10 protein-coding genes are annotated in these 13,217 nt (G+C 72.0%); 8 read left to right on the top strand and 2 right to left on the bottom strand.

Features of this window, described 5'->3' with window-relative positions; translation table 11 throughout:
- The first annotated feature begins 218 nt into the window (after window positions 1-218).
- Window positions 219-2,951, top strand: a complete 2,733-nt coding sequence (gene aceE / locus IE145_RS25880; protein WP_189527868.1) for a pyruvate dehydrogenase (acetyl-transferring), homodimeric type — start codon at window positions 219-221, stop codon at window positions 2,949-2,951.
- A gap of 62 nt (window positions 2,952-3,013) precedes the next feature.
- Here the strand turns inward: aceE and IE145_RS25875 are convergent, their stop codons facing one another.
- Window positions 3,014-3,448, bottom strand: coding sequence for a peptidase inhibitor family I36 protein (locus IE145_RS25875; RefSeq protein ID WP_229825813.1), 435 nt, complete (start codon window positions 3,446-3,448; stop codon window positions 3,014-3,016).
- 191 nt (window positions 3,449-3,639) lie between these two features.
- The gene (locus IE145_RS25870) at window positions 3,640-5,136 is read right to left on the bottom strand and encodes an MFS transporter (RefSeq protein ID WP_373296636.1); all 1,497 of its coding nucleotides are present in this window, start codon (window positions 5,134-5,136) and stop codon (window positions 3,640-3,642) included.
- A gap of 251 nt (window positions 5,137-5,387) precedes the next feature.
- On the opposite strand from IE145_RS25870, the gene IE145_RS25865 reads away from it, so the two are divergent.
- The 7 genes from IE145_RS25865 (at window position 5,388) to IE145_RS25835 (ending at window position 13,207) form a co-directional block, all read left to right on the top strand.
- The gene (locus IE145_RS25865; protein WP_189527866.1) at window positions 5,388-6,065 is read left to right on the top strand and encodes a TetR/AcrR family transcriptional regulator; all 678 of its coding nucleotides are present in this window, start codon (window positions 5,388-5,390) and stop codon (window positions 6,063-6,065) included.
- A 118-nt stretch (window positions 6,066-6,183) separates the two neighbouring features.
- Window positions 6,184-7,392: an alpha/beta hydrolase gene (locus IE145_RS25860; protein WP_189527865.1), complete on the top strand. Its 1,209-nt coding sequence runs from the start codon at window positions 6,184-6,186 to the stop codon at window positions 7,390-7,392.
- 86 nt (window positions 7,393-7,478) lie between these two features.
- A complete protein-coding gene (locus IE145_RS25855) occupies window positions 7,479-8,447 on the top strand; it encodes a DUF4429 domain-containing protein (protein ID WP_189527864.1) in 969 nt (322 codons plus the stop codon).
- A gap of 167 nt (window positions 8,448-8,614) precedes the next feature.
- Entirely contained in the window at window positions 8,615-9,997 is a 1,383-nt protein-coding gene (locus tag IE145_RS25850) for a sensor histidine kinase (protein ID WP_189527863.1), read from the top strand.
- Window positions 9,994-10,683, top strand: a complete 690-nt coding sequence (locus IE145_RS25845) for a response regulator (RefSeq protein ID WP_189527862.1) — start codon at window positions 9,994-9,996, stop codon at window positions 10,681-10,683. Before IE145_RS25850 ends, IE145_RS25845 begins: the two co-directional genes overlap by 4 nt.
- Before the next feature lie 179 nt (window positions 10,684-10,862).
- Complete coding sequence (locus IE145_RS25840; protein WP_189527861.1) at window positions 10,863-11,978, top strand: alpha/beta hydrolase; 1,116 nt, start codon at window positions 10,863-10,865, stop codon at window positions 11,976-11,978.
- Complete coding sequence (locus tag IE145_RS25835; RefSeq protein WP_189527860.1) at window positions 11,975-13,207, top strand: acyltransferase family protein; 1,233 nt, start codon at window positions 11,975-11,977, stop codon at window positions 13,205-13,207. The genes IE145_RS25840 and IE145_RS25835 overlap by 4 nt, the downstream gene beginning before the upstream one ends.
- The last annotated feature ends 10 nt before the right edge of the window (window positions 13,208-13,217 follow it).

Raw genomic sequence — 13,217 nt, 5'->3', positions numbered from 1 at the left:
GCGGTTTGCCCGTACCCAGCCGCGTACTGCCCACACTCGTGCCCGCCGGGCGAGTTTTCCGAACCTTCGGGTTACCACTCGGTAGAGATGACGTTCGGGCCCTCGCGGTAGCACGATGGAGGCGGCGCACACAGAGTTGACAGAGTTGGCAGAGCTGTCTGGGGGCAGGTTTCCCCGCAACAGCCCCGTAGAGCACCACCGAACAGCGAAGGAACAGTGTGGCTTCCGGATCCGATCGCAACCCGATCATCATTGGCGGCCTTCCCAGCCAGGTCCCGGATTTCGATCCCGAGGAGACCAAGGAATGGCTGGACTCCCTCGACGCCGCCGTCGACGAGCGCGGCCGCGAACGGGCCCGCTACCTGATGCTCCGGCTCATCGAGCGCGCACGCGAGAAGCGTGTGGCGGTGCCCGAGATGCGCAGCACGGACTACGTGAACACGATCGCCACGAAGGACGAGCCGTTCTTCCCCGGCGACGAGGAGATCGAACGCAAGGTCCTCAACGCGACCCGGTGGAACGCCGCCGTGATGGTCTCGCGGGCCCAGCGCCCCGGCATCGGCGTCGGCGGCCACATCGCCACCTTCGCCTCCTCCGCCTCGCTGTACGACGTGGGCTTCAACCACTTCTTCCGGGGCAAGGACCAGGGCGACGGCGGTGACCAGATCTTCTTCCAGGGGCACGCGTCCCCCGGGATCTACGCCCGCGCGTTCCTGCTGGACCGGCTGAGCGAAGCGCAGCTCGACGCGTTCCGCCAGGAGAAGTCGAAGGCCCCGAACGGGCTGTCCAGCTACCCGCACCCGCGGCTGATGCCGGACTTCTGGGAGTTCCCGACCGTCTCGATGGGCCTCGGCCCGCTCGGCGCGATCTACCAGGCGCGGATGAACCGCTACATGGAGGCGCGCGGCATCGCCGACACCTCCAAGTCGCACGTCTGGGCCTATCTGGGCGACGGCGAGATGGACGAGCCGGAGTCGCTGGGCCAGCTGTCCATCGCGGCCCGCGAGGGCCTGGACAACCTGACCTTCGTCGTCAACTGCAACCTCCAGCGGCTCGACGGTCCGGTGCGCGGCAACGGCAAGATCATCCAGGAGCTGGAGTCGCAGTTCCGGGGCGCCGGCTGGAACGTCATCAAGCTGGTCTGGGACCGCTCCTGGGACCCGCTGCTGGCGCAGGACCGCACGGGCATCCTGGTCAACAAGCTGAACACCACGCCGGACGGCCAGTTCCAGACGTACGCCACCGAGACCGGCGCGTACATCCGCGAGCACTTCTTCGGCGACGACCCGCGGCTGCGGGACATGGTCAAGGACATGACCGACCAGCAGATCCTGCACCTGGGGCGCGGCGGTCACGACCACCGCAAGGTCTACGCGGCCTACGCGGCGGCCAAGGCGCACAAGGGCCAGCCGACGGTCATCCTGGCGCAGACGGTCAAGGGCTGGACCCTGGGGCCGAACTTCGAGGGCCGCAACGCGACCCACCAGATGAAGAAGCTCACGGTCGAGGACCTCAAGCGCTTCCGGGACCGTCTGCACATCCCGATCACGGACAAGCAGCTGGACGAGGGCTACCCGCCCTACTACCACCCGGGCCGCGACTCGGAGGAGATCCAGTACATGCACGACCGCCGGCAGAGTCTGGGCGGTTACGTCCCGACCCGGGTGGTCCGTGCGAAGCCGCTGCCGCAGCCCGCGGACAAGACGTACGCGGCAGCGAAGAAGGGTTCGGGTTCGCAGTCGATCGCCACCACCATGGCGTTCGTCCGCATCCTGAAGGACCTCATGCGGGACAAGGAGATCGGCAAGCGGTTCGTGCTGATCGCCCCCGACGAGTACCGCACCTTCGGCATGGACGCGTTCTTCCCGAGTGCGAAGATCTACAACCCGCTGGGGCAGCAGTACGAGGCGGTCGACCGGGAGCTGCTGCTCGCGTACAAGGAGTCCCCCACGGGCCAGATGCTGCACGACGGCATCTCCGAGGCGGGGTGCACGGCCTCCCTGATCGCGGCCGGTTCGGCGTACGCCACGCACGGCGAGCCGCTGATCCCGGTGTACGTCTTCTACTCGATGTTCGGGTTCCAGCGGACCGGTGACCAGTTCTGGCAGATGGCCGACCAGCTCTCGCGCGGTTTCGTGCTGGGCGCGACCGCCGGGCGCACGACCCTGACCGGTGAGGGCCTCCAGCACGCGGACGGCCACTCTCAGCTGCTCGCCTCGACGAACCCGGGCTGTGTCGCGTACGACCCGGCCTACGGGTTCGAGATCGCGCACATCATGCAGGACGGGCTCCGCCGGATGTACGGCGAGGCGAACGAGGACGTCTTCTACTACCTCACCGTCTACAACGAGCCGATCCAGCACCCGGCCGAGCCCGAGAACGTGGACGTCGAGGGCATCCTCAAGGGCATCCACCGCTTCTCCACCGGCGAGAAGGGCGAGATCCCGGCCCAGATCATGGCGTCGGGTGTGGCGGTCCCCTGGGCCCTGGAGGCGCAGAAGATCCTCGCGGACGAGTGGAACGTCAAGGCGGACGTCTGGTCGGCGACCTCCTGGAACGAGCTGCGCCGTGACGCGGTGGAGGTGGAGCGCCACAACCTCCTGCACCCGGAGGAGGAGCAGCGCGTCCCGTACGTGACGAAGAAGCTCGAAGGGGCCCAGGGCCCGTTCGTGGCGGTCTCGGACTGGATGCGTTCGGTGCCGGACCAGATCGCGCGCTGGGTGCCGGGCGCGTACCAGTCGCTGGGCGCGGACGGCTTCGGCTTCGCGGACACCCGGGGTGCGGCCCGCCGGTTCTTCCACATCGACGCGCAGTCGATCGTGCTGGCGGTGCTGACCGAGCTGGCCAAGGAGGGCAAGGTCGACCGGTCGGCCCTGAAGAAGGCCGTCGACCGCTACGAGCTCCTGGACGTGGCCGCGGCCGATCCGGGCGCGGCGGGCGGCGACGCGTAGGCAGGAACGGCCGGGAGGGGCGGTGGCGCGGGAGCGCCGCCGCCCCTCCCGTGTGTCCGGGCTCAGTTCTCCCAGATCTTGAAGGCGCGTACCTGGTACGGGGACCGGGGCGCCCAGGTGCCTCCGCCCGGGTACGTCTCGAACTCGCCCGTCTCCGCGCACTCGGCGGACTGGTAGGTGGTGACGGGCCGCCCGGTGCGGTTGGCGAGGGACTGGGCGTCGCCGCCCTTCGGGAGGGGGACGCAGCTTTCGATGTCGGTGTCGGAGAGCTCGAAGGTGTGGCGGGCCCCGGCGAAGTCGGGCTTCTTCCAGAGGCAGAGCCTGCCCGCCTCGCAGGAGCCGAGAGCGACGGCCCGGGACCGCTCGGGGGCGGCGGCCGCCCGGTCGTGGGCCAGGGCCGGGGGAACGAGTGCGGAAACGGCCAGTACGGCCGCGAGAGCGGCCGTACGCGTGAGGCCCGTACGCGGGGGACGCGGACGGGTGACGTTCGTGCGCATGGTGGATCAACCCCCGTGGTTGGTCGGTGCTGTGCTGACGACGCTCACTCTGCGTCACCGGACGAGCGGCGCGGAAGAGGGGCCGGGGTGCTCCACCCTGATAGGCGACAGCCCCGCCGAAAGGATTCGGCGGGGCTGTGACCTGCGCTGTGTTGACGATCTGCGCCGTCGGGGCTGTCGTGCGGGGCGCGTCAGATGTGACCGACCCCGGCACCCGCCTCGGCGTTCTCGCCGCGCTTGGTGAGGGTGGCGACGAAGGCGGCGACGACCGCGACGATGCCCGCGACGGTGAAGGCCAGGCCCATGCCGGACATGAAGGTGTCGTGGATGACCCCGCCGATGCGCTCGACGATGTCCGGCGTCATGCCGGGAGCCTTGGAAAGGGCGTCGACCGGGACCACGCCGAACTCCGCGGCCTCCTCCAGCTTCGGGTCGGGTGCGCCGGGCAGGCCCGCGCCCGCCCAGTTGTCCGCGAAGTCGGCACTGACCCTGGCGGACATGACGGCGCCGAGGACGGCGGTGCCGAGCGCGCCGCCGACCTGCATGGCGGCCTGCTGGAGACCGCCGGCAACGCCGGACAGCTCCATGGGCGCGTTGCCGACGATGACCTCGGTGGCGCCGACCATGACCGGGGCGAGCCCGCAGCCCAGCAGGGCGAACCAGAGGGACATCGCGAAGGTGCCGGTGGAATCGGTGAGCGTGGTCATGCCGAACATCGCGGTGGCCGTGCAGACCATGCCGCCGACCAGCGGGACGCGCGGGCCGAACTTGGTGATCAGCAGGCCGGCGACCGGCGAGGCGACGATCATCATGGCGGTCAGCGGCAGCAGGCGCAGACCGCTGTCGACCGGACTGAGGCCGTGGACGCCCTGGAGGAAGAAGGTCACGAAGAAAAGGCCGCCCATGAACGCGAAGGCCATCAGCGTCATGAGGACGACACCGGCCGTCAACGGGATGGAGCGGAACATCCCCAGCGGGACGAGCGGCTCGCGGACCCTGGTCTCCCAGAGGCCGAAGACGAGGAAGAGCACGACGGCGGCGGCCAGCCAGGCCCAGGTCCGGCCGTCGCCCCAGCCCCAGGACTCACCGGCCTTGATGATGCCCCAGATGAGGGCGAACATCGCACCCGAGAGCAGCACGATGCCGAGGATGTCGAAGGAGCGCGGCGCGTTGGCGGCGCGGTGGTCCTTGAGGATCACCAGGCCGAAGGCGAGCGCCACGATGCCGACCGGCACGTTGATGAAGAAGACCGACTGCCAGCTGACGTGCTCGACGAGCAGACCGCCGACGATCGGGCCGCCCGCGGTGGAGGCTCCGATCACCATGCCCCAGATGCCGATCGCCATGTTCAGCTTCTCGGCGGGGAAGGTGGCGCGCAGCAGGCCGAGCGCGGCCGGCATCAGCAGGGCACCGAAGAGGCCCTGGAGCACCCGGAAGAGAACGACGAGGCCGATCTCCTCGGAGAAGCCGATGGCGGCGGACGAGGCGGCGAAGCCCGCGATGCCGATGAGGAAGGTCTGCCGGTGGCCGAAGCGGTCGCCCAGCTTGCCCGCGGTGATCAGGGCGACGGCGAGGGCGAGCAGATAGCCGTTGGTGATCCACTGGACGTCGGCGAGCGTGGCGCCGAGGTCCTTCTGGATGGCGGGGTTCGCGATGGCGACGATGGTGCCGTCGAGGGCGACCATCATCACGCCGATGGCGACGGCGAAGAGGGTCAGCCAGGGGTGGCCGCGAAGCCCCTTGACCGGGGCGGGTCCTGCGTTGTCTTCGGGCTCCCGCGGCGCCTTCTCGACGGTGGTCTGACTAGTCATACGGGGGAGACTAGTGACAGCGTCTGACAGTTGACAAACCAATTCACAAGTCAGTAACTGTCACGTAGCTCACACGTGGCTCACAGGTATGCTGAGCTGGACAAACACGGGAAAAGAGGGACCGGTACGTGACCGACGGGCAGACAGTCGAGCCCCGCCCCGGACTGCGTGAACGCAAGAAGCAGCGCACCCGCGACGCCTTGTTGCGCGCCGCCCTCGAACTGTTCACCACCCAGGGGTACGAACGCACCACCGTCGACGAGATCGTCGACGCCGTGGAGGTCTCCCAGCGCACCTTCTTCCGCTACTTCGCGAGCAAGGAGGAGACCACCTTCGCCGTGCAGGAGATGGTCGAGTCCCGTTTCATCGAGGAGCTGCGCCGGCGCCCCGCGCACGAAGCGCCCTTCGAGGCCATGCGCCGGGCGGTGCTGTGTGCGTGGAACAGCATCGGCGAGGCGATCGAGGAGGTCATCACCGTCGACCTCCACATGCGGACCTACCAGATGATCGAGTCGACCCCGTCCCTGCTCGCCGCCCATATGCGGCGCGGCATCGCCCTGGAGAACCAGATCGCCCTGCTGATCGCGGAGCGCGAGGGGCTGGACGTGGAGCGGGACCCCCGGCCCCGGGTGGCCGTGGCCGCGTTCTCCGGGGTGATGCGGGTGACCGGCCAGCTGTGGGGGCACGGGGTCGATCCGAGCGTGGAGGCGCTGCGCGATCTGACCGAGGAGTATCTCGACCAGCTCGTCCCGGCCCTCGCCCGCGACTGGCGTGAGAGCCGGAGCGTTTCCGACGGTCACCGGTAGCGCAGCCACGGGGCGGCTGTGACTCTCCGTGCGGAATCCGGGGTCAATCCTTCGCGGACGGGTGATGTACGTCACCCGCATCACGGACGTCGGCGCGCGTCTCCTAGGGTGTGGCGCAGTGACTTCCTTCGACACCTCCCCCACGTTGACCGTATGGCGCGCGCTGCTCGCCGTAGCGGTGGTGTTCGTGATGCTGGCGACGACGGGCTGGAGCGCCGTACGCGATCAGCAGGCCGAAGGGGCGCGCGAGCTGGCGCTCGCCGCCTGGGCGCGGGACCGGATAGCGGGCCATGCGCTGCCGGAGACCGACGCCCCCGCCTATCGGCTGGCCCACTTCTTCGCCACCCTCACCTCCGGGCAGCGGTTCGCGCTCGCGGGCAAGTACCCGTCGGTGGTGGGGAATCTGGACGGCGCGCCGGTCACCCTGCGCTACCACGCCAACCGGGTGGCGCTCCGCCAGGCCGCGGCCGTGGAGAAGGCGCGGGCCCATGACGAGAAGCTCTCGCCGGACGGGCGCGACGAGGCGCAGGCCCGCCACGACCGGTTCCGGTCGCTGCTCAAGAGCAAGCGGCAGATCCTGGCCTTCGACCCGTCCGGGAAGGGCCGGGCGGCCGAGGTGTTCGGCGATCTCGACCGGGCCGCACGGGTCTCCGTCGTCGTTCCCGGCGTCGACACCCATCTGCTGACCCTGGAGCGCAGCAAGCGCAAGTACGCGGCCCCTGTCGGCATGGCGGAATCCCTGTACGGGGCGGAGCGCTCGGCCTCTCCGGGCACCCGTACGGCGGTCATCGCGTGGGCCGACTACACCTCTCCGGCCGGTCTCGGCATGGACGCGGCGCTGGGCGGGCTCGCCGCGGACGGCGCGGTCCGGCTGAACGCGATGGTCGGCGCGCTGCCCGGCACCTCGAAGGTCTCGTTGTTCTGCCACAGTTACGGCTCCGTGGTGTGCGGGGTGGCCGCCCACCGGGCCCCCGACCGGGTGGCCGACATCGCGGTCGCGGGCAGCCCCGGTATGCGGGCCGCCAGCGCCGGGCAGCTGGAGACCGGGGCCCGGATCTGGGCGACCCGGGACGGGGACGACTGGATCGGGGACGTACCGCACATGGAGTTCGGCGGGATCGGTCACGGAGCCGACCCGGTCGACCCGGCGTTCGGTGCGCGGATCGTCTCGGCGGCCGGGGCCTCCGGGCACAGCGGCTACTTCGAACCGGGCACCGAGAGCCTCGACAACTTCGCCGCGATCGGCGTCGGAGCGTACGGATCGGTCAGCTGCGCGAGCGCCGACAGCGCATGCCACCGCGGTATTTCCGGCGGACGGAACGGCTGACGCGCGTAGAGGGCCGTGCCGGGCCGAAAAAATGGGACGTACTTCGAGGGGGGACGTGCGGGACTGTGCCGCATACGATGAGGCACATGGGTGATGTGCTGGCCGGAATTCATGCCACCTGGGAGTTCGACACCGACTCCGTGCTCATCCGCTACGAACGGGGCATCCGCACACCGAAGCTCTTCCAGAGCCTGCGGGAACGCCGCATCCCGTATGCGGCGCTGTCGTCGGTGACGCTGACCCCCGGCAAGCGGGGCACGGTGGTGCTGCGTGCCGTACCGAGGGCGGGTGCCGATCCTCTGGTGGAGGCTGCCTCCGGGCAGCTCAAGGAGGGGTGCGACCCCTATCGCCTGGTGGTTCCGGCGGAGCGGGAGGTGCTCGCCGAGTACTACGCCGACGAGCTGCGGGCCCTGCTGGACCCGGCGTCCGACGAGCCCGCCGACCGCTTCCTGGTGGCGGCCCCCGAGGCCCCGATGAACTTCAAGGCGTACGACGGCCGGGCCGGCTTCGACGGCGAGCGGGTCTCCTTCCGGTGGTCCTGGACCGGAGCGTCCAGCACCAAGTGGAAGGCCGGCGACCAGACCTTCAAGGTGAGCGAGTTGGCCGGAATCGTGTGGCGCTCGCCCGAGGCGCTCGACGGCTACCTGCGGCTGCTGCCCCGTGCGGCGGCCCCGGGCGACCACCGCACCGGCGGCAGCCTGGGCGATCTGCACGGTCCCGAGGGCTGTGGGAGCGCGGGCGGCGGGCCTGCCGACGGGGTGCCCGCCGCGGCTCCGGTCACCCGGGCCGCGGACCAGGACCCGGCCGCCGTGCTGTTCGGCCTGGGCTACGGGCCGGTGCACGAGTCGCTGCCGTTCGCCGCCGCCGTCCTGGAATCCGTACGCCGGACCCAGCCCGCGCCCGCGGTCTCCGCCCCGGCCCTGGTGACCGCCGGGCGGCGCGACCCCGCGGACATCGCCGAGCGGATACATCACCTCGGCGAGCTGCACCGGGCCGGACTGGTGACGGACGCCGAGTACACCGCGAAGAAGGCCCAGCTGCTCGCGGAGCTGTGAGCCGGCACCGGGCTTGCCCGCATACGCCGTGCCGGCGGCGCCCGTGACCGTACGCCGGGTCGTGACGCCGTACCCCCCACCCCGTACCGGAGTATGAGGCGGTCCGGCCGGGTCGGAACTCCGGTATGACGCCCCAGGAGCCTCCGCCTGCCTAGGCTGACCGGGCCATGGCCACTTCCTCTTCCTCCTCTCCCGCCGGGCCCCCGCCGCCCGCCGACGGCCTGCTGAGCGCCGCCCGCCGCAATCTGCGCGAGCTGGCCCACGGGCTGTCCCACACGTCCCATCCGTCCACCCCGCTGCTGGCCGACGCGCCGAAGCGGTGGCAGCGACTGCTGCCGTACGTTGTGGTGCTCGCCCTGGCCGCGACCTTCATCCCGGTCACCATCACCGTCCTGACCTCGCAGTACGGCATGCCGGGCGCGGTCGCCGGGGCGCTCGGGGTGGCCCAGGCGGCCCCGTTGCTGATGCTCGCCCACCGGCCTCTCCAGGCGTGGTGGATCATCTTCCCGGCCGACATCGTGGGCGCGCTGGTGCTGCTGGCCCGCGATCCCGGGCGGCTCGACGTCTGGCCGTGGCCCCCGCCGACCCTGGTGGCCTACCTCTTCCTGCTGCTGGCGCTCGGCCTGCGCGAGACCCGGCGCACGGTCGTCGCCGTGTGGGCGGCGACGGCCGCCGCCGGGGCGGTCCTGCATCTGATCGCGCCCTCGGACCGCGCCACCGGCAGCGCCCTGCTGCTGCCGATCCTCGGCGCGGTGGTCCTGGTGATCGGCGCGGCGGTACGGGAGCGGGGCGAGGCGACCCGGCGGCTGGCCGAGCAGGAGACGATCAGCGAGGCGGAGCGGGCGCAGCGCACGCTGCTGGAGGAGCGGACGCGGATCGCCCGCGAGCTGCACGACGTGGTCGCGCACCACATGTCGGTGATCACCGTGCAGGCGGACTCGGCGCCGTACCGGATCTCCGGTCTCCCGGAGCCCGCGCGGGAGGAGTTCGCCTCCATCGCGGCGGCGGCGCGGGAGTCCCTGGGCGAGATGCGGCGGCTGCTGTCGGTGCTGCGCAGCGACGGGACGGAGGGCGACCGGGCGCCGCAGCCGGGCCTCGACCGGCTCCAGCAGCTGGTGGAGGCGACGGTACGGGCCGGGCTGCCGGTGACGCTGTCGCGCGCCGCGGATCTGGGCGAGGTGCCGTCGGCGGTGGATCTGTCGGCGTACCGGATCGTGCAGGAGGCACTGGCCAATGTGGTGCGGCACGCCCCGGGTGCGCCTACCCAGGTCTCGGTCCGGGCGGCCGCGGGACATCTGAACGTGCTGGTGGTCAACGGGCCCGCGCCGAAGCCCGCTTCGCCGCTGGAGAGCGCCGGGACCGGGCACGGGCTGGTGGGGATGCGCGAGCGCGTACGGTTGACCGGCGGCACGCTGGACACCGGGCCGCTGCCCGACGGCGGGTTCCGGGTGGCCGCCCGGATGCCGCTGCCCCCGCCGGGCCCCCCGTCCGGCCCGTCCGGCCCGCCGTCCGACTCCCCTGCCGTACCACCTTCTTCGGAGGACCTGTGACCATCCGCGTGATCATCGTCGACGACCAGGCCATGGTGCGGGCCGGGTTCGCGGCGCTGCTGGCGGCGCAGAGCGACATCGACGTGGTGGGCGAGGCGGCGGACGGCCGCCGGGGTGTGGACGTCAGCCGCAACCAGCATCCCGACGTGGTCCTGATGGACGTGCGGATGCCGGAGATGGATGGACTGGCCGCCGCGCGCGAGCTGTTGAACCCGCCGGCGGGGGTGGTGCACCGGCCGAAGGTCCTGATGCTGACGACGTTCGACGTGGACGACTACGTGTACGAGGCGCTGCGCGCCGGGGCGTCCGGGTTCCTGCTGAAGGACGCGCCGCCCGCCGATCTCATCGCGGCGGTACGGGTGGTGGCGGCCGGGGACGCGCTGCTCGCGCCGTCGGTGACCCGGCGGCTGATCGCGGACTTCGCGGCGCAGCGGCCCGCCGGGGCGACGCGCACCGGGCAGGCGCTCCGGCGGCAGGGCCTGACTCCGCGCGAGAGCGAGGTGCTGGAGCTGATCGCCCGGGGGCTGTCGAACCAGGAGATCGCGGCGCGCCTGGTGCTGGCCGAGCAGACCGTCAAGACGCACATCGGGCGGGTGCTGGCCAAGCTGGACCTGCGGGACCGGGCGCAGGCGGTCATCTTCGCGTACGAGTCGGGCCTGGTGACACCGGGGGACGCGGGGACGTAGCCCGTCGTTGCGGGCTCCTTGTCCCGCGTGTTGTCCCGCGTAGCGGTACGGGCCTCCCCCACCCCCTACCCCGGTATCACTCCGCAATTGGCTCCCCGGTGTGACGTCGCGTCACCCGTCCTCTTCCTACCTTCCTCCCGGTCGCACCGGACGGTGCGGATCCGGAGAGGGAGGGCACGATGCGCCGATACGCCAGGACCCTGGTCGCGTTCGCACTGGCCACCAGCGTGGTGGCGGGCACCACGGGCTGGGTCGCGGGGGATGCGCAGCAGGCGCTGACCGGGCCGCCGCCGGGCAGTGCGCAGTGGCGGGCTGACCGGGTGCTGGGGACGGGACTACCGGATCCGGAGCGGGCGACGCCCGCCGAAGTCGCCCGGTTCTTCGCCGGGTTGAGCTCCGGGGAGCGGCAACTGCTGCTGGTGCGGCATCCGTCCGTCGTCGGGAATCTCGACGGGGTGCCGCTGGAGCTGCGTTACCGCGCCAACTCCCTTGCCCTGTCCGCCGAGGACGACCCCCGTTACCGCTCACTCGCCGCCCCCGGCCGGCAGATCCTCGCGTTCGACCCGCGTGGGCGCGGCCAGGTCGCCGAGGTCTTCGGGGACCTGCGCACCGCACGGCGTGTCTCCGTGGTGGTGCCCGGGTCCGACAACGACGCCGGGACCTTCGACCGGAAGGTCGCCGCGCACGGGGCACCGCCCGGGATGGCCAGGACCCTGCACTCGGCGGCCGGTCCGGGCACGGCCGTCGTCGCCTGGGTCGGGTACACCACCCCGGTGGGCGTCGGCATCGACGCGGCGACCGGCGGCCTCGCGGAGGCGGGCGCCGGGCGGCTGACCCGGTTCACACAGGGCCTGACGGCGGACGGGCTGCCCGAGCCCGCCGTGTTCTGCCACAGCTACGGCTCCGTCGTCTGCGGGATCGCCGCACACCGCCTCCCCGTCACCGACCTGGTGGTCCTCGGCTCCCCCGGCATGCGGGCGGACGATGCGGCGGGGCTGCGGACGAAGGCCCGGGTGTGGGCGGCGAAGGACCCGACCGACTGGATCGACAACGTGCCGAACGTGCGCTTCGCGGGCCTCGGCCACGGCACGGACCCGACCGACCCGGCGTTCGGCGCCCGTCGCGTACCGGCGAACGAGGCCCGGGGCCATGCCGGTTACTTCGCGCCGGGGACGGATTCGCTGCGGGCCTTCGCCGCCATCGCGCGGGGCACCGCCACGCCGGAAGGGGCCCGTGTCCCGGCCGGCGCGACCGTCCCGGCCGGCGCGCCGTTCGTGGAAGGGGCTGCCCGATGAACGCCGTACGGGAGAACGCGCGGCGGCTCGCCGCCCGCATCGACGCCTCCACCCCCGCCCACCGCGACCGGGCCGTCGACGGCCTGCGTGCCCTGGCCCTGCTCGCCGTGCCGCTCGGCCACTGGATGCTCGGCGGGTTCCGGCTGGACGCCGACGGCCTGCACAACGCGAGCCCGCTGGCCACGTTCGGCGCGCTCGCCCCCGCGAGCTGGGTGCTCCAGATGCTGGGGATCTTCTTCCTGGTCGGCGGGTACGCCTCGGTCCTCTCCTACCGTCGCCGGGCCTCGACGACGGCCGCCTGGCTGGGCGGCCGGCTGGCCCGCCTCGGCCGGCCGGTCCTCGGGGTGAGCGCCGTGTGGGCGGTGCTGCTCGCGGTGCTCTCCGCGCTGGGCGTACCGGGCGACACACTGCGTACGGGGTCGACGCTGGTGATCCAGCCGCTCTGGTTCGTCGGGGTGTACACCGTGGTCACGGCCCTCACCCCGCTCTGCGTCACGTCGGCACGACGGCTCGGCGGCTGGGCGGCGCTCCCGCTGCTGCTCTCCGTCGCCGTCGTGGACTTCCTGCGCTACGGGCCGTACGCGGAGGCGATGCCGTCCTGGCTGAGCGTGCTGAACATCCTGCCCGGCTGGCTGTTCGCGTACCAGCTCGGTGTGTCGTGGGGCGAGGGCCGGATCCAGAAGCGCGGGGCCCGGCTGCTGCTGATCGGTGGCGGGGCGCTGTTCGCCGTCCTGCTGCTGGTCTTCCACTACCCGGCGTCGATGGTCGGCGTGCCCGGCGAGGCCCGGACGAACTCGCATCCGCCGTCGCTGCTGGTGGTGGCGTTGGCGGCGGCCCAGAGCGGGGCGGCGGTCCTGCTGCGCGACCGGCTCGGGCGGCTGTTGCGCAAGCCGCTGCTCTGGGCGCCGGTCGTGGTGGTGAACCTGTCGGCGATGACGATCCTGTGCTGGCACCAGACGGCGATGCTGGCCGCCGCCGTACCGGCCTCGCTCGCGGGTGCGGGGGGCACCGCGGTGGCGGGGCTGACGACCGCGCCGGACACGGTGGGCTGGATCCTCGCCCGGATCGCCTGGCTGCCGGTGTTCGCCGGGCTGCTGGTGCTGATCGCCCGGTACGCGCGCCGCTTCGAGGCACCGTGGGCGGCGGGCACCCGCGCCGCGAACGCCCGCCGCGCGCTGGCGGGACTGCTCGCGGCGGGGTTCGCGGTGTTCGCGCTGGGGCTGGCGTGAGGGGCCCCGG

This window comes from Streptomyces sindenensis (assembly GCF_014649035.1).
GTDB classification, from domain to species: domain Bacteria; phylum Actinomycetota; class Actinomycetes; order Streptomycetales; family Streptomycetaceae; genus Streptomyces; species Streptomyces sindenensis.
This window is presented reverse-complemented; position numbering and strand designations above follow the sequence as displayed.